General features: G+C 60.1%; 13 protein-coding genes. 8 read left to right on the top strand and 5 right to left on the bottom strand.

Annotated features, from left to right (window positions below; translation table 11 throughout):
* Position 1: 1 nt before the first annotated feature.
* Positions 2-1,168: an ABC transporter ATP-binding protein gene (locus IWX88_RS01850; protein WP_370568129.1), complete on the bottom strand. Its 1,167-nt coding sequence runs from the start codon at positions 1,166-1,168 to the stop codon at positions 2-4.
* Between the two features lie 178 nt (positions 1,169-1,346).
* Between IWX88_RS01850 and IWX88_RS01845 the strand changes: the two genes are divergently transcribed.
* Positions 1,347-2,237 (top strand): ABC transporter permease, encoded by an 891-nt coding sequence (locus IWX88_RS01845; RefSeq protein ID WP_196826694.1) that lies wholly within the window; start codon positions 1,347-1,349, stop codon positions 2,235-2,237.
* On the opposite strand, the gene IWX88_RS01840 is transcribed toward IWX88_RS01845, so the two are convergent.
* From IWX88_RS01840 to IWX88_RS01825, 4 genes are all read right to left on the bottom strand, one after another.
* On the bottom strand, positions 2,234-3,697 hold the full coding sequence (locus tag IWX88_RS01840) for a glycosyltransferase (protein WP_196826693.1): 1,464 nt from the start codon (positions 3,695-3,697) through the stop codon (positions 2,234-2,236). The two genes, IWX88_RS01845 and IWX88_RS01840, sit on opposite strands and share 4 nt — an antisense overlap.
* Positions 3,694-5,199 carry a glycosyltransferase gene (locus tag IWX88_RS14155; RefSeq protein WP_196826692.1) on the bottom strand — a complete coding sequence of 502 codons (1,506 nt, stop codon included), beginning with the start codon at positions 5,197-5,199 and terminating at the stop codon, positions 3,694-3,696. Before IWX88_RS14155 ends, IWX88_RS01840 begins: the two co-directional genes overlap by 4 nt.
* A gap of 352 nt (positions 5,200-5,551) precedes the next feature.
* Complete coding sequence (locus tag IWX88_RS01830; protein WP_196826691.1) at positions 5,552-7,408, bottom strand: hypothetical protein; 1,857 nt, start codon at positions 7,406-7,408, stop codon at positions 5,552-5,554.
* 43 nt (positions 7,409-7,451) lie between these two features.
* Positions 7,452-9,710 (bottom strand): hypothetical protein, encoded by a 2,259-nt coding sequence (locus IWX88_RS01825; RefSeq protein WP_196826690.1) that lies wholly within the window; start codon positions 9,708-9,710, stop codon positions 7,452-7,454.
* A gap of 270 nt (positions 9,711-9,980) precedes the next feature.
* Here IWX88_RS01825 and IWX88_RS01820 point away from each other — a divergent pair, with 270 nt between their 5' ends.
* The 7 genes from IWX88_RS01820 to IWX88_RS01790 are packed head-to-tail and all read left to right on the top strand — an operon-like array spanning position 9,981 to position 17,596.
* Positions 9,981-10,967 carry a GDP-mannose 4,6-dehydratase gene (locus tag IWX88_RS01820; protein WP_196826689.1) on the top strand — a complete coding sequence of 329 codons (987 nt, stop codon included), beginning with the start codon at positions 9,981-9,983 and terminating at the stop codon, positions 10,965-10,967.
* Positions 10,968-10,972: 5 nt separating this feature from the next.
* Positions 10,973-11,971 carry a GDP-mannose 4,6-dehydratase gene (locus tag IWX88_RS01815; protein ID WP_196826688.1) on the top strand — a complete coding sequence of 333 codons (999 nt, stop codon included), beginning with the start codon at positions 10,973-10,975 and terminating at the stop codon, positions 11,969-11,971.
* 2 nt (positions 11,972-11,973) lie between these two features.
* Positions 11,974-13,101 (top strand): glycosyltransferase family 1 protein, encoded by a 1,128-nt coding sequence (locus IWX88_RS01810; protein WP_196826687.1) that lies wholly within the window; start codon positions 11,974-11,976, stop codon positions 13,099-13,101.
* Positions 13,094-13,939, top strand: a complete 846-nt coding sequence (locus tag IWX88_RS01805) for a glycosyltransferase family 2 protein (protein ID WP_196826686.1) — start codon at positions 13,094-13,096, stop codon at positions 13,937-13,939. The genes IWX88_RS01810 and IWX88_RS01805 overlap by 8 nt, the downstream gene beginning before the upstream one ends.
* Before the next feature lie 32 nt (positions 13,940-13,971).
* Positions 13,972-14,469 (top strand): GtrA family protein, encoded by a 498-nt coding sequence (locus IWX88_RS01800; RefSeq protein WP_231368723.1) that lies wholly within the window; start codon positions 13,972-13,974, stop codon positions 14,467-14,469.
* Positions 14,466-15,314 carry a glycosyltransferase family A protein gene (locus IWX88_RS01795; RefSeq protein ID WP_196826685.1) on the top strand — a complete coding sequence of 283 codons (849 nt, stop codon included), beginning with the start codon at positions 14,466-14,468 and terminating at the stop codon, positions 15,312-15,314. The genes IWX88_RS01800 and IWX88_RS01795 overlap by 4 nt, the downstream gene beginning before the upstream one ends.
* Entirely contained in the window at positions 15,311-17,596 is a 2,286-nt protein-coding gene (locus IWX88_RS01790) for a hypothetical protein (protein WP_196826684.1), read from the top strand. The genes IWX88_RS01795 and IWX88_RS01790 overlap by 4 nt, the downstream gene beginning before the upstream one ends.
* The last annotated feature ends 3 nt before the right edge of the window (positions 17,597-17,599 follow it).

The raw sequence follows: 17,599 nt of genomic DNA, 5'->3' as shown, positions 1-17,599 counted from the left end.
GTCACACGCCGGTTAGCACGCGTCCAGATACTCGCGAGCTGACGACTCCGACGTTCTCCGAGTCCTCACTCACCGAGAATGCCGCGGCCTGCGGAATGCGGAACAACTCGCCATCGGACAGCGTGCCGTAGGACGCATGCACGAAGTACTGGCCCTCGCCGAGCGGAAGCGAGTCGAAAGTGAAGTGGAACACCGCTTCCCCGTCGATCTGCTCGGTAACCACATCGAGGCGCTCGGAGTTCGTGCCGAACACGACCTGGCCGACAGACGTCTCGATACCCATCCCGACGATCCAGTTGTCGACCGGCGCCGCGAGGGCGAGGCAGATCTCGACAGTAAGGCCGTCCCCGGACTGGATTACGTCGACGGCGCTCGTCCCGTCAATAGTCTTGAGCGCGACTCCGGTGATCTGCGGGCCGACCTTCTCCTCCTGAGGGGCGTTCGCGGCGGCATCCTTCATGCGGATTGTCTCGAAGTCCTTGCGGAGGGTCTGGATCGCCCGACCGGGCGCGCCGTCGAACACCATCCGACCGCCCTCGAGCACAATCGCCCGATCGCAGAACTCGGCAACCTGGTCGAGCGAATGGGTGACGAGCACGATTGTCTTGCCCTGGCGCTGCAGGTCGCGGATACGGTCCATGCACTTGCGCTGGAATGGCTCGTCGCCGACAGCGAGTACCTCGTCGACGATGAGGATGTCCGGGTCGACGTGAACGGCGACGGCGAAGGCGAGTCGCACGTACATTCCGCTTGAATAAAACTTCACCTGAGTGTCGATGAACTGGCCGATCCCGGAAAACTCGAGTATCTCCGCAAAATTCTGCTCGGTTTCAGAGGTTGATATCCCGAGGATCGCCGCGTTGAGAAACACATTCTCCCGACCTGTAAGGTCTGGATGGAATCCCGCACCCAGCTCGAGAAGTGCCGCAACGCGCCCACGGTGTTGCACGAATCCAGTCGTCGGCTGGATGATCCCCCCAATGGTTTTCAGTAGCGTGCTCTTTCCCGAACCGTTCGGTCCGATGAGCCCGACTGTCGTGCCGGCCTCAATATCTACCGTGACATTGCTAAGAGCAAAAAAGTCTTCCTTATGGAGGTTGGAGCGACCGAAGTTGACCAGACGCTCTTTGAGTGACTTCTCCTTGCGGATGACGAACCTCTTTGACACGTCGGAAACACGAATTGCGACAACGGGATCATTCAACGCGGGTTTTCTCCGGACTCTGCTGTTGGGCGACGCCAAATAGACTTTGCCACCCCACTTAGATTAGTGTGAAACGGCGTGCCACCGGCACTACCGGCATGCTCGCAGGATGTGCCGGTGCCATCCGAAGGGTCCTTGCCACATGACAACCTCTGTCTCAGATGGGCTTCCTCCACTCGTGACAGCCGGACCGCCGAATGGTCTCCTGGCAGGAACTTCGTACTCAGTACGGGCCATTTGGGGTAATCGCGAGCTGCTCAACCTACTGGTTCGCCGTGAGATCAAGTCGCGTTACAAGGACAGTTCGCTCGGTCTGCTTTGGAGCCTGTTCCGGCCACTCACGCAGCTACTCATCTACTACGTCGCCATCGGCAAGTTCCTCAACGCCGAGCGCTCGGTACCGGACTATGCGATCTTCGTTTTCACCGGCCTGACCGTGTGGGCGCTATTCGCCGAAGTGCTCTCGGGCTCAACCACCTCGATCGTGGCCAATTCCGGCTTGATCAAGAAGGTGTATCTACCGCGCGAGATCTTCCCTCTCGCGAGTGTGGGCTCAGCACTGTTCAATTTCGCCGTCCAGTTCGCTATCCTGCTCGTCGCGACTGTCGCTCTCAACCGCGCGCCGTGGCACTATCAGATCTTGTACTTGCCGCTTGCGCTCGCAGTGGTGCTGCTCTTCAGCTTCTCGCTCGGCCTGCTTCTGTCTGCGGTGAATGTCTACCTTCGTGACTTCCAGCACCTCGTCGAGGTGCTGCTTCTCATCCTGTTCTGGGCTTCGCCGATCGTCTACTCATACAAACTTGTTCACCAGGCCCTCAATGGCAGCTGGATCGAACAGATCTACCTTGCCAACCCCGTGACTCTCGTCGTTATGGGTTTTCAGAAAGCGATGTGGCTCGCTGCCGACACGGAGATCTGGCCCCCGAACCTTCCGCTGCGGCTAGTCATTGTGGGTCTTGTCAGCATCGTGCTGCTCTGGGTGGCCCAACGTGTTTTCGCTCGACTCGAGGGCAATTTCGCCCAGGAACTTTAGCCGTTCCTAGCTTGGCTGCCAATGAAGTAGTTCCACAGGTCACTCGCGTAATCGTCCCAGGGACGAATCACGTAGCCGGCGGCCTCGGCCCGCAGGCGAGCATATAGGTCTTCGTCGGCCAGCATGCTTCGGATGCCGCGCAGGATGTCGTCGTCGTCACGCGGGTCGACGACTATCGCGCCTCCAGCGGCGACGATCTGCTTCATGCTGCCATGGTTCGATGTGATGACCGGCGTCCCGGATGCGAGCGATTCGGCGACTGGCAGACCGAACCCTTCGTTGATCGAGGTAAAAATCGTGAATCGCGAGAGCCGATAGCCTGCCCAGAGCAGACGGTCGGGGAGCGCCGAAACCGAGTCGACCGAACGCGAGTTCCGCTTGAGGGACTCGAGGGTGTCAGTGAAGTCGAGACTGTTCCAGGCGTTCCCGCCGACGAAGATCAGCCTGAACTCCAGCCCCTCTCGCCACGCACGCTCCGCGGCCTGTAGGACCGCGAGATGGTTCTTGCGCGGTTCGTGGCTGCCGACGACGAGTACAAGCGGAGTGTTGTCAAGCGCGACGAGCTTTGCGAATTCTCGTTCATCTTGAGAGGTGGATTTTCCCGGCTCTGCGGCCAGAAGCACGCTGTCCACCAACGGCCCCGGGATTCCCGATGAGGACAGCATCCGTCGCCATCCGGAATATTCCACTGCAGCGGCATCGGAGATCGCGGCCACCCTGTCCATCTTCGCGACAGCGCTGAGATTGCGGGCAAACGCTCCGGGCATCCCGTCACCCACGGTCTCGGCGGTGGTGAGAGGCACGCAGTCGAATCCGATTACTCCGGTGTTGACCCCCCCGAACTCTGCCATCGCCGCAAGGCGAAGGGTACGCCACGGTTCCGCAGCGAGCTCGGGCAGCAAGTACGACCCACCAACCGGAACCACGATGTGCTTGTCGATCGACCTGGTTTTGCCGTGCACCGGCGCTGCGCCGTCGAGGGCAGTCGCGCGCTCGGCGGGGAGCAGCCTGCGCATCGCGAGCCCGTCCGCTGTCCAGGTCACGAGAGTGATGTCGTGGGATTGGGCCCAACGCTTGGACGTCTCGCGAGCGACCCGCTGAATGCCCGTAGCGAGATCGGTTTCGGCGGTGTGGCGCACGTCGACGATTACAGCGTCGTGGAGCAGCTCCACTTGGCGGTGGGCGACCTTCTTAAGCACTGGCTGCCGCCCCACCTGCGTCAGGAGTGCTTCCGCGCCCTCGTTGAGCAGCGTGCGGTGGGCTTCACGCACCTCCGCTTCGCTCGGCAGCCCGCGACCAAGCACCGACAGCACGAGCCAGACGTGATGGAGTGTGTGATCTCGGTCAAGCGCCATCACGAGTCGGTCGGAGGCAAGACGAAGCTCCTGAGCGGAGAGCTTTGCTGTACCACTCCATGATTCGAGGGCCGCAATGATCTCAGCAGTCTCGATCGTGCTCATCGTGTTGGTACGCCTTCGCTGATGGCCGACCAGAGTTCGGCCGAGTAGTCGTCCCAAGTGCGTGAGGGTCGAGCGAGAGCCTCGTGCTCGAGTCGATCGAGTTCGATATCGTCAGTCAAGAGCATCCTCATGGCTTCGGCAATACTCTCGTCGTTCCGCGGGTCGACAACCAGGCATCCACCACCGTTCGCAATCTCGGCCATGCTGCCGTAGTCGGTAGCGATTACGGGAGTGCCGGCGGCGAGCGATTCGCCGATCGGCAGCCCGAATCCCTCGTGGAGCGAGACGAACATCGAGAATCGCGCATCACGATAAGCGCGTTCAAGAATCGCATCACTACCGTTGCGGATGACAGAGACCGAGCGCCCAAGGCGGCGGAGCCTGTCGACCTCTATATCGAACGGGATCGACAGGGGCATCGCGGCGCCGCCGATAAAAAGCACCTCGAAGGCCATGCCTCGCTTCCAAAGCAACTCGGACGCCGCGAGCACGGCCAACTGGTTCTTTCGCGGCTCCTGGGTGCCGACGCAAAGAACAAGGGGAACGCGCCGACTCCTCGCCGAAATGTCCGTGAGCGCTGACTCCTCGCGCGCGAGAGCTATCGGCAGGCTAACGGTGATGACCCGTGGCCCGCGCAACCCCTGTGCAGTCAGGGCGTCGGCAAACCCCGCGAACTCCTCGGACGACGACCTGCTGATCCCGACGACGAGGTCTGCATGCTTGACTATCGAGAGATAGCGAACGAATCGCTCGGACTCTGACGAAATCACGTACTCGGCGCTCGTCACGGGAATAGCGTCGTAACCGACCATCGACACTGTGTTCGAAGAGAATTCGGCGAGGCAAGCGAGACGCTCCCAGATTCGGTGCTGAGCGACTTCCGGCAACACGACGCTGCAATTCCAGGGAATGATGAGCTGGGCATCATCCTCCGCCGAAGCCGGGGAGGACTCGGTGCGACGGCCACTCACCCAATCAAGAACCCGGTCTGTCTCGGCTGGGATGAGCGATCGCATCAGGAACCCGTCTTCGGTCCACGCAACAAGTGTGACGTCGTGCACAGCGTTCCAGCGCGCGAGGGTCTCGCGTACCACTCGCTGCACGCCGGTGTTGTGTCCATGTCGCGCACAAAAGTCCACGTCAGCGACAACGGTGTCGCTGATAACTGTTACCGATCGGTCGAAATTCTCGTTGAGGCTTGAAGCGCCAGCACACGCCCTGAGCAGCTCGAGGTGTTCGGTGCCTTCCGGTGCCAGTTCGAGAAAGCGGTAGCCACGCACCACTTGCTCCCGAGTGGGCATCGCACCAGCGACGCAGGCCATAAGCAACCAAAACCCGGCGCGATCGTTGTCGACACGAACCGATTTTGCCAGAAGGGAAAGTAACTCCATGGTTGAGAGCGATTCAGTTTCAGCGACACCAAGGAGGTGTGGCACGGCCTGATCGATGCGCTGTCTGAGTGCTTCCTTCGCGCGGGCGATCGTCGGGCCGAGGTCAGCCACGTTTTCTCGCTTGACGAATCTGGGCGAGGCGGTCCGCTACCATCCTGCAGGTGCGTCGAACCCCAGCTTCGCGAACCTTCAGTTGTATGACCCGTGCAGCACGAAGCGGGCGTGTCACCCTCCACGAAACCGACGATTGCAACTTCTTGACTGTCATCGAACCAGCCGCGCTCACAACCACAGCTTCGATCCAGTAGTCGAGGGTCCGATCCTCGGCCTCACGAACGCGACGACGCAGTTCGACATTTTCACCGTTCGACGGCAGGAGGTCTATCCCAGGATTACGCTCTGGCTCGGTCTTTGGCATTGGTTTATCGTACTCGACGCTACTCGTAGAGCCCGCTTGGGCGGTCTACGGCTTGAGCCGCCACAGAACTATCTGTTCATCGACGGCGCCGGCGAGATAGCTCGAAGAATCAATCCTCACCAGCGACGACCCGTAGGTGGTGGGCCAGTTCGGTGCACAAGCAGAGTCAGTCATCACGAATCCCACGCCGGCATCCACCGCCGTGGGGATGTCCAGAATGTTGTTGGCGGTAGACGACTCAAGAGACAGAACGTCATCGTATTTCTCAGGCCAGGCCATCCCGAAGTTCATGTAGACAACTCGTGCGCCGGACACGATCTTGAGGCTCTGCGGATTGATGCAAGGGTCGGTCAGGATGAGGCCGTGACCGGCCCCCTGGGCCGCCTTCGCCATCGCACTCTCGCGCGGCCCGCTGTAGGAGATGAGACTCTGATAGTCGCCCGAGCGATAGAAGCGCACCCAGTCGCGCATCGACACGATCAGAAGTGCAGCCAGAAGTACCAACGCGACAACAGAAATCACGCGTATCGGTCGCCGTACGGGGATCTCGGCCTCGCGGCCGGCCTCGCCTATCTCATCCTGAACTGGAGTCACGCGCGAACGACAGAACAGGTATTCCTGCACGACCGTGATGAGGATCGGGAGCAGCGTGATCGAGATCAGGGCAAAGCAGTCGATCCAGAAGCGATACGGTTCTTGATTCGCTCCCCAGATGTCATTGGTGGCGAGCAGGACCCAAGCGACTGCGACGCCAGCGGGATAGGCGATCCAGAGTGGTCGACGACGGTGAAGTCCGGCAGCAAAGACGAGTGCCAACGGTAGGGCGAGCGCGATTGCAGCGATAAAGCCGGTCGGCCACTCGACACCGAGATTCTTGCTCGACGCCACTCGGTAGACAAGGAACGGATCCCGATTCGACAGGCCAATCAGAGTTCCGAGCACTGAGGGAGATGCCGCGAGTGCGGTGAATCCGAAGTACACCGAAGCGAGTCCTCGAGTGCGAAGCAGGAGAAGAATGATCCCGGGGACTGTCGGGAGAAGGCCGAAGATGAGGGTGATCAGCGGACTTCCCCGCTGGGCGATGATCGGACCAACCAGGAACAGCACCGGGATGAGAACTATCGACACATAGAGGTACAGCCGCCGACGCGCGGTCACAACCGCCCATGCGGCAGCCACGAATATCACGAGATACACTGTCGTGAGAAATGAGTAGGTCTGCACGTTCGCGAGACCACCAACTATGAGGCTCGCCACGGACGCGAGCACAATCTTCGTGGTTCTGCCTCGTGTGCGCGTGTACGTGAGTAGCAGAGTCAGTAAAGCGATCCCGCCGGCAGCAAGCCCCGCCGATTCGGCGTTCAGAGTGAAGAACACACCAAAGGGGCCCCAAAGGACTGCGTGGGAATTGAGCTGGGTGTACCAGTTGTTGTCAGTGAAGGTGGAGAAGGTTCCGATCAGGAACGGGCTTGCACCGAGAACTCCGGCCCAGATCCTGCCGCTCATCAGTATGCAGGCGACCGCGACTACGACTACAAGAGTGATCTGGGCGAGAAGTCCCCCGATCGACCACGCGGTCGTCGGCTGGATTCCCAACAGGTGAGCCGCACCGCCGACGACGAGATAGTAGAACCGCGGGTAGTAGATCGACCCGGTCTCGGTAAAGGGCTCGAAGTTGCCGAAGTGCCCATGCGCGGCGTCAGCGACGATCCCCATGTAGGAAAGCTGGTCGCTCGCGAAATAGTTTCGAAACGACGACAGCGACCAATCCGCCCTCGTCACGAGCATTCCCAGTTGGGCAACGAGGTGGAAAATGACAGCGGCAGACACTGCGATCACCGCCCAGATCGAACGGAATCGGCGTCGTGCGGGCATGTCGGAAACCGCGGGGTATTCAGGCATCCGAGCAGACTAGCAGCAGTTGGAATATCGCCGACGGGCCGCCTTATCCAGCGATCTTGGCGAGAACAGTCGTGGCAACGGGAACGAATACTGGCTGGGTCCCACCGTTTGCCGCGTAGACGGCGTCCATGGACGACATGTAGGACTTCTTGCCGTCCGCCAGGACGTAGATCGCGCCGGTGGTGGGCGAACGCACGAACAGGACACCGGAAACAGCCTGGGCGGACTTGGGAACCGATGCACAGGTAAGCGCATCTAGTGCTGTCGTCGGCAGCCCGATGTTAGCCCCCGTTGGCAAAGCCCAGAGTTTCCCGCCGCCCGCGACGAAGTTGGTCGTGGTGCCACAGCTCACGATTATCGAAAGGTTTCCCACGACGGCCGTGTAGTTGTTGAGGGTCGCGTCGTCGATCGTAGAATACCCGCTGACCCCGAACTGATTTGCGGTCTCGAAGAGATCGATCGGAACCTTTCGGCTGAGTCCGTCAATGAAGTAAACGACGTCGCTCCCGGCCGATTTGACAAGTTGGGTCGGGCCAAGTAGCTCTCGAGCGTTCACCATTCCGGTCAGTGTCGCGTCTCCCACTGGTACCAGCGTCGGCGAAATCCCTCCGTTGAGGGACGCAACGGCAGCCATTGTTGAGAGGTGGCTTTTCTGCCCACCGGTGACGTAATAGATCGCCCCCGTGGCGGGAGAACGCACGAACAGCGCGCCCGACACGGTCAGCGGAGCTCTGGTCAAAGCTGAGCACGTGCTGGCGTCTAGAGCAGTGAGGGGCAGTCCGAATGACACGTTAGCGGCCAGCAGCCACAACTGGCCGCCTCCGGCCAAATAGGTCGCGCCACCGCACGTCACCATCGGGGTGAGAGGAACTCTCGCAATCGAGTAGGCCGCAAGCGTCACGTCCGTGATGGCCATGACGCTTTCGCTCGAGAAATCCGACCCAAGCGACGAGGAGGGAACGGGCACAAGCTTGGTCTGCCCGTCGACAAGGTACACCGTCTGCTGCGCATTGAGTTTGACGTAGGTGCCGGGGGACAAAATGTCCGGTCCATCGGCGAGAGTGGCGAGCGCAGTGGGGCCGAGATTGATGAAATCTGGGGTCGTTCCGTTGTTCAGCCGGAGCACATCGGACATCGAACGGACCCAGCTTTTCTTGCCGCCGGACAGGTAGTAGATGGCGCCTGTTGCGGCGGATCGAGCGAACTGGGTCAGGTCTGCGCCACTAGTGAGCGCGAGGATCTGCGTCGGCATCAGATCGATGTAGGAGGAACAGCTGCTGTTGTAGTCGACCAGCTGGGCACAACTCGCGACATGATGTTTGACACCGAGGTCGAAATAGAAGATTTCCCCCGTGGTGGGGTCTCGCACCAGTTGCCCCAGGGTGTTCCCGGTGATGAACTGGGAGAGATAGGCCGCGGTGACCGTGCGGTACGGGCCGAGGGCGTAATAGGCATTCAGCAATTCCCCGTTGGGAACGGCGTACTTGTGGTCGGCGGTGAGCAGGTAGATCGTGCTGTTGTCAGCGGTCTTCGCGAACGATCCGCCTCCCTGTGGGTTTCCGAACCAATTGGAGAAGATGCGCCAGAAGTTGCGATTCCCGTAGGAGGAGCAGGAGTCACCGACGCCGTAAAGGTTGGCGAGGGCGGCCGCGTTCGGTTGGTACGGCGTGTAGATATAGAGTCCGGCGGTCGCCTGGTTCTCGATGTAAACGGGAGAGGATCCGCACGCTGAGTTGGGGTTCCACTGAATGTTGTTGACCCGGCCGGCGCGGTAGCTGAAGCTCGTCGGAAGGAGGCGGTACGTCTGATATTGCCACGCCGCTCGGTACACCTGATTGTAGAAGCCGTAGTACTGGGCGTCACATGGGGCCGTGTCCGGGCAGGCGTATCCCGTGGCGATGTTGTATCTGCTCGCGCTCGGGCTACTAGAAGTGACGAGGCCCTGCTCCTTTTCGAGCAGGACCAGAAGCACCTGAGGGTTCACACCGCAAGCTTGTGCGACGGCGTAGACGATGTCGGAGGCTCGTTGCCCCGCGACTCCCGTGTAAGCGCCGCACTTCGCGTCTGCCGCTCGGCTGACCGTATCTTGTCGGAAGTTCTCGAGGCAGGTGGATCCGAATACGCACGACTCCTTCGCGTCGATGAATCCCTGGATCTGGCTCGCCGTCATCGCGTTCGAATAGTAGAAGACCGCGTCCGAGATAATGGCGCCAGCGTTGAAGTCGCCGCCCGTCGCGGCTTGGGCTGCTGTTGGCATTGCGAGCACAGCTGCCACGACCGCGATCGGGACAATGCTCAGCAAGCTCAGAAGACGACGCAGTGATCCAGACGTCCTGATTTTTTTTTCACGCATTATTCCCCCGTGCATCAGTGTAATCAGATCAATGGGCTAGTGTCGAGAGTTGATCGATGAGCAAAAGGACACTTTTTTACCGCCGGCCAAGCTCATCCGCGTACCCCAAGTCGCGTGCCACGCTGTCGGCACGCGTGTCGCCACTGACGTCAGTGTGTCAGCAAGCCGAAAAGCACGGGCTCGCGAAATCAGTTACTCCGTCTCTATTCGAAGGTCACCATGAAACGTGCGCTCATCACCGGAATTACAGGCCAAGACGGCTTGTACCTAGCCGAGTTGCTTCTGAGCAAGGGATACCGAGTATTCGGTCTTATTCGTGGCCAGAACAATCCGAAATATGAGCTCGTCGAGCGGACGGTTCCCGCTGTGACCCTCCTCACCGGCGATCTGACTGACCTCTCCAGCCTTATCCGCGCCTTCGCTGTCGCTCAGCCCGACGAGGTTTACAACCTCGGTGCTATATCTTTCGTCGCCTACTCGTGGGATAACGCACATCTCACCACCGATGTCACGGGTAAAGGTGTGCTCAATATCCTCGAAGCAGCTCGCCTCTACGCGGGCGACAACATCGAGAGCATTCGCTTCTACCAGGCCTCGAGTTCAGAGATGTATGGCAAGGTACAGCAGGTTCCCCAGAGTGAGTCAACGCTGCTCTGGCCCCGTTCGCCGTATGGTGTAGCCAAGGTCTTCGGTCACTACATGACCATCAACTATCGCGAGTCCTACGGAATGCACGCCTCCTCCGGCATCCTGTTCAATCACGAGTCGCCGCGCCGGGGGCCGGAGTTCGTCACCCGCAAGGTGTCACAGGCCGTGGCTCGAATCTCCCTCGGGCTTCAGGACGAAATCGTCATGGGCAACCTCGATTCGAAGCGGGACTGGGGATTCGCCGGCGACTATGTCGAGGCGATGTGGCTCATGCTCCAGCAGGACGAAGCGGATGACTACGTGGTGTCCACCGGCGAGACGCACTCGATTCACGAGCTTCTCGACGTCGCATTCAACGAGGTCGGAATCAACGAATGGCGCGATCTGGTCAAGCAGGACCCGCGTTTTCTTCGACCCGCCGAAGTCGACTTGCTCATTGGCGACTCCGCCAAGGCGAAAAACAGGCTGGGCTGGACCCCCAAAGTGGGCTTCCATGAGCTCATTTCCATGATGGTCAAGAATGATGTTGCGGAGCAGAAGGCTCTGGCAAACCTCTAACCGTCATGACTCGTGCATTCATCACTGGCATCAGCGGTCAAGACGGAAGCTACCTCGCCGACAGGCTTGTCGAGGAGGGTGCCGAAATTCATGGACTCATTCGTGGCTGGGACAAGGAAAGTGTCGCGCTCAGCAAGCAATATCCCGGGATAACTCTTCACGACGGCGACCTCGCGGATGCGTCGGGACTGTCCCAACTGATCCATGAGGTCGCCCCGGATGAGATCTATAACCTTGCTGGCATCAGCTCGGTCGCGCAGTCGTGGGAAATCCCGGTGATCACCGGCGAGATCACCGGGATCGCCGTTGCCGGCATCCTGGATGCAGCTCTGGATCTCAATAGAAAAACCGGCTCCCGGGTTCGAGTGTTTCAAGCCTCGAGTTCCGAGATGTTCGGCACTCCCAGCCAATCGCCGCAGACTGAGTCGACCCCGCTCACACCCACGTCGCCATACGGCGCCGCGAAGGTTTACGCACACCACATGGTGCAGGTGTACCGGTCGCGTGGTCTCGACGTGTCCAGTTGCATCTTCTACAACCACGAGTCGCCGCGGCGACCGGAGACATTCGTCACTCGCAAGATCACGGCGTCCGCCGCGAGGATTGCCGTGGGTCAGCAGGACTTCCTGGAGCTAGGGTCCCTCGACGTCGAACGGGACTGGGGGTGGGCCCCCGACTACGTCGATGCCATGATGCGCGCCACGCGGCATGAGGAGAGTGGCGATTACGTGATCGCGACGGGGGTCCGCCACACCGTCGCGCACTTCGTGTCCGTCGCATTCGCCGCTGCCGGTATTGCCGATTGGGAGTCCGTCGTCCGGGTCAATCCCGCCTTCGTGCGCACGGCGGAGATTTCGAGCATGCTCGGGGATTCCAGCAAGGCCCGAGACGTGCTCGGCTGGAAGCCCACAGTGGAACTCAACGAGCTCGTAGCGATCATGGTACGCGAGGACATGCGCCTGATTCGCGAGTCATCCCTCCGGTCGCGGTCTGTCGCACCCTGAACATGCGAGGAATTCTGATTGACGCCACCGCCATCCCCAGCGATCGCGGTGGGGTAGGGCGGTATGTCGATGGCATCGTCGGTGCCCTCCTTTCCTCGGGAACCGCGTTGACCGTTGTCTGTCAGGCGAGGGACGCTGCGGGCTTCGCCGCCCAGGGCGCCACTACCGTTGCGGTACCGGCCAGCATCGAGCGCACGTTCCGCCGCCTGCTGTGGGAGCAGATCACGCTTCCCCGCCTCGCCCGACGGCTCGGCGTCGACCTCATCCACTCCCCTCACTACACGTTCCCCCTGTTCACGCGGATTCCCCTCATCGTCACCGTTCACGACCTGACTTTCTTCACGCTTCCCTCGGTGCATTCGACCGTCAAGCGGCACTTCTTCCGTTGGTGGATCAGGGCGGTTGCTCGGTCCGCGATCCCGGTGATCACCGTTAGCGAATCGACGGCACGGGACTTCATCCGGGTGACCGGTGCTCCGTCGGCTCAGGTCACCGTCTGCCATCTCGGCTACAACGCAGAGCTCTTTCATCAGCCTGACGAGGCGACAGTCGGCCGGCTCCGGGCCGCCATCCCTGAACTGCCGGATTCTTGGATCGCCTTCCTCGGGACCCTCGAACCTCGCAAGAACGTCGTCGCTCTCATCGACGGCTATCGCGAAGCGGCCGCACATGCCGTGGCCGACTTCCCCAGCCTCCTCCTGTCCGGTGGTAACGGCTGGGACGACGCCGTCGACCCGGCGATCGCCCGGGCAGTTTCCGCTGGCGCCGACGTGCGCAAACTGGGATACCTCCCCCTGGACACCCTTCCCGCATTTCTCGGTGGATCGTCGATCTTCGTGTACCCCAGTCTCGGAGAGGGTTTCGGCCTTCCCGTCCTCGAAGCGATGGCGACCGGGGCGTGCGTATTGACAACGGATCGGATGTCGATTCCGGAAGTCGGTGGCACCGCGGTCGCCTACACCGGTATCACCTCTTCCGAGATCGCTTCGGCGATCAGCGCCTTGCTGGAAGACGATGTCCGTCGGGCGTCATTCTCTGCCGCGGCACTCGTCCGCGCCGCAACGTTCACTTGGGATGCGGCGGCAAGGAACCATGCCGCGGCCTATGCACGGGCGGTGGATAGTGGCTGACGATCGGGTGGGGATCGTCGCGGTGACCTACTTCTCCGCAGAGGTCATCGCGCCGTTTCTCGACTCCGTCGAAGGCGCTCTATCCTTGACCCCGCAGATCATCCTGGTCGACAACACACCGGGTGACGACGGTCTAGCCGCGCGAGTGGCGACGGACCCATACGTCTCCGTGGTGAGGCCCGGTTCGAATGTGGGATACGGCGGAGGGATGAACGCCGGAGTCGCGCGGCTACCGAAGGACATTGAATGGATCGTGCTCGCAAATCCTGATGTCGTGCTCGGCAAGGGATCAATCGATATTCTCATCGACGCTGCGCGGCGCCATCCGGAAGCGGCTGCGTTCGGTCCTCTCATCCGCAGCGATGACGGAGCGATCTATCCATCGGCACGAAAATTACCATCCCTGAGAACAGGGATTGGGCATGCGACATTTGTACGCATCTGGCCGGGCAACCCCTGGACGACTTCCTACCGAAACGATCTTGCCTCAGTCGATGAGCATGCAGTCGGCTGGCTATCGGGAGCGTTCCTTCTCGTGCGGCGCTCCGTATTTGACTCCGTCGGCGGGTTCGACAAGCGGTTTTTTATGTATTTTGAGGACGTGGACTTGGGCCGCAATCTGGGACTCGCGGGGTGGAAAAACATTTATGTGCCGTCATCCGAGGTGCTTCATCACGGTGCGCTCTCGACCAGTAGGGTGGCGAAAACGATGTTGCGCGCACACCACACCAGCGCGTACCGATACCTTGCGAAAAGATATCACCAGTGGTACCTGCTACCGGTGCGCTTGGTGCTGCGCATCGGCCTTTGGTTGCGCGGACGTCTGGCGAAGGGCTGAACCACATCATGGCTGCCGAATACAATCGTAAAATGTCCCCCTCTACAAAAAGCCCCGCGCCACCCGCCGGCATGGAAGGCCAGCCGGGGCCTCTTTTGGGACTTGTGCGTGACCAGCGGATAGCCTTCGTGCTGGTCGGCGTGGTCAATACCGTTGTCGGCTACGGGTGGTTCGTATTCTTCGAGTTCACGATCGGGCGCTACTGGGGATACCTCGCCAGCCTCGCATTCGCTCACGTCTTCAGCGTGTTGTGCGCTTTCATGCTCTATCGCCGCTTGGTTTTCCGCGTGCGCGGGCATGTCTGGCGAGACCTCGGTCGATTCGAACTCGTCTATCTGGTCTCCATTTCCATAAATTTCGCGCTACTCCCTCTGCTGGTCGAAGTCGGACAACTGCCTCCGCTTCTCGCACAGGCGTCGATCATTTTTGTGACAACACTCATCAGCTACTTCGGGCATTCGCGCTTTTCATTCCGCCGGGCCTCACGACCCGAACCACGAGGCTCCGTCTCCGAGGATAGAGTCACGTGAATTCCACGGTTTCGATAGTCGTACCCGCGTTCAACAATGCCGCCTACATCGAGCGAACGATGGATTCGATCTTGGCGCAAACCCATCACGATCTCGAGATCATCGTCGCTGACCACGCCTCCACTGACAGCACCTGGGAGACGCTACAGAGGTATGCGGTCGATCCCCGAGTGACCCTGCTCACCACGGAGGCCGGCGGAGGAGCCCTCGCGAATTGGAACCGCGTGAGCCAGGCTGCAACCGGAGACTTTATCAAACTTGTCTGTGGTGACGATTTAATTTATCCGGAACTCGTCGCCGAGCAATACGAAGCGCTGACATCACACCCCAAGGCGACGCTCACCGCTTCTGCTCGTGACATCATCGACGCCAATGACGACTTGGTCTTGAGGAACCGCGGCCTTGCCGGACTCAGCGGACCGATCGACGGGCGCGCAGCAGTTCGGCAAACTATCGTCTCCGGAACTAACATCTTCGGCGAGCCGGGCTGCGTGATGATGAGGCGAAAGACCCTGGAAAAAGTTGGGTGGTGGGATTCGACTTTTCCTTACCTGATCGATGAGACGACGTACTCCCGCGTGCTTTTTGAGGGGGACTTCATCGCAGTGCCCCGCTCCCTCGCAGGGTTTCGCATAAGCGAGTCACAGTGGAGCGTCCGGCTGGCCAAGTCGCAGAGCACCCAAGCAGCGGCGTTCCACCACTGGGTATTTAATGAATACCCCGGTGTTATCTCAAGAGCGGATCTCGTGAGGGGAAATCTCGCCGCGTCTGCGATGGCGATCTTGCGTCGCCTCGCGTACATCGTCCTCAAGCACCGCATGAGCCTCAACGAGAACCACAAGTGACAGACTGGATCAATCGGCAGTGGTGGCAGCGAGAGTGGCTGTTGTACCTGCTTTGCGCCGCCATTACCGGCACACTCACTGTCACATCTCTCGAACTGTGGAACGCGAAGCTCACCGTGCCGCTCACTTACTGGGGTGACGCGCTCGCGACCGCCCATCACTTTAAGACGGTGATGGAGACGGGGTGGTTCACCTATCAGCCATTGCTCTCCGCGCCGTACGGGCAGACGTATAGTGATTTTCCGACTGCAGAGAATCTCAACTTCATGGCGGCGGGAGTATTTGGCTTCATAACTCGGAACTTCTTTGTAGCGATGAACCTGTATTACTTTTTCGGGTTCATTGCGGCTGCCCTCACTGCCCTATGGCTTTTCCGCCGACTGGGGATCTCAACAATTGTTTCTTTGGTGATGGCCACGCTTTTCGCGCTTGCCCCGTATCACTTCATTCGCGGAGAAAGCCACCTGTTCCTTGCGTCGTACTACCTTGTTCCCCTGTCGATCTGGATCGTAATTAGGGCAATCCGAGGGGAGGCACTCTGGACGAAACCGCAGAAGGGCAGCCCCCGGTTGCGGTGGCTCACCGGCCGAGCAACCGGAACGATGGTGATCCTGCTCCTCACGGCGACTGCAGAAACCTACTACGCCGTTTTCTTCCTTATCCTCATTGCCTTCGCTGGAGTGGTGCGCCTCATCCGCACGGGAGAATGGCGACGGTTCTGGGGGGCTGCGATCGCGGGAGGGATTGCGGCGATCGCTCTTGTCATCAATATGCTGCCGGCCACAATCTACGCGATGGTCAACGGCCAGAACCCGGCGTCGCTCGTTCGTTCCCGGGTCGACGTCGAGGTTTACGCGCTCAAGCTCTCACAGTTGTTGCTCCCCTGGAACGGTAACAAGGTGCCGTTCCTTCGGCACATCAGAAACCTCTATGACCAGAAGTACCCGCTTGTATCCGAAAGCCCCGCGCTCGGAGCGGTCGCCGCGATCGGTCTGATCGCCCTTTTCCTTGTAGTGGGCTACGTGGTGGCCACTGCGGCCCTACCCAGGCTCGGCAGTGAGTGGTTCGCAGAGAGGTTCGGTGTTCTGACGCAATTGGCCGCTTTGACTCTCGTCGCGTTTCTGTTCTCGACGATTGGCGGCCTGTCCACGATCATCTCATTCCTCACATCGAGTCTGCGCGGGTGGAATCGTATGTCTATTTATATCGCGGTGCTGAGTCTCGCCGCATCAGGAATACTGCTTGATGCTGCCATCCGGTGGCTGCAGAAGAGGGCGAACAAGAGACCCGTTTTTGCAGGGGCAATCGCAATCGTCGTTTCCGGCGCGGTGCTCACGGGCGGGTATGTCGATCAGACACCCGTCAATCCATCAGGCGACTACCCAGCGACGATCGCCGCGTTCGCTGCGGACGCAAAATGGTTTGCTCGAGTCGATACAGAATTACCAGCGGGTGCCAAGATTTTGCAGCTGCCCTACCAGCCCTTCCCTGAAACGGTGAGCGCAACCGGTACGCAGAGTTCCGACGCGCTTCTGCCGTTCCTGCACACCACCGATCTTCGTTGGTCCGGCGGCGGTATCAAGGGCCGACCTCGCGCCGACTGGCCGGGCGTCATCGAACAATATTCACCGCCTGATCTTGTAGCTCTCGCGGCGGCGTCAGGGTTCTCCGGAATTCATATCGACCGATCCGCTCTCAAAAAGGCGGATAGTGAATCGCTCGAAAGCGGGCTCACCCGTGCACTCAATAGCGACCCGATCGTCAGCGAGAATAAGCGATTCGTGTTCTACGATCTACGCGCGAAATGCACGGCCCTTCTTGCCCGCTACTCCGCTGCCGTGCTTCATCGCGTGGAAAGGTCAGTCGTCGTCCCTGTTATTGTCGACAGCACGGCGACATTCGTCACGACGAGCGACGCGCAAGAGCGGTCCGCCGAACAAACTACTGCTTCGATCTCTCCTATCTCGCTCACCAGCGCGGCAACAAAGCCGGTGCATGGGACCCTCTCCGGAATCGTACGGCCCACCGACGCGACAGCCGGTATCGGTCAACTCGCTGTGACCCTGCCGAACGGGACAAGATACGATGTGGCATTCACCAACGGGGTGGCCAAGATCTCGCTTCCGATTGTCGTTATGCCCGGGGTGAGCAGCCTCACTTTTACATTCACGGGATCGACTGCCAGTAAACCTATTGCGTTGGAACTCCACAGCTTGGTCGTGGAGGAGCCGGTCGTGACCGAGTTCCTGTCTCAGAATACGATGACCTTGAGGTCTCCGTGATAA

The organism is Frigoribacterium sp. CG_9.8, from assembly GCF_015751965.1.
Lineage (GTDB): Bacteria > Actinomycetota > Actinomycetes > Actinomycetales > Microbacteriaceae > Lacisediminihabitans.
This window is presented reverse-complemented; position numbering and strand designations above follow the sequence as displayed.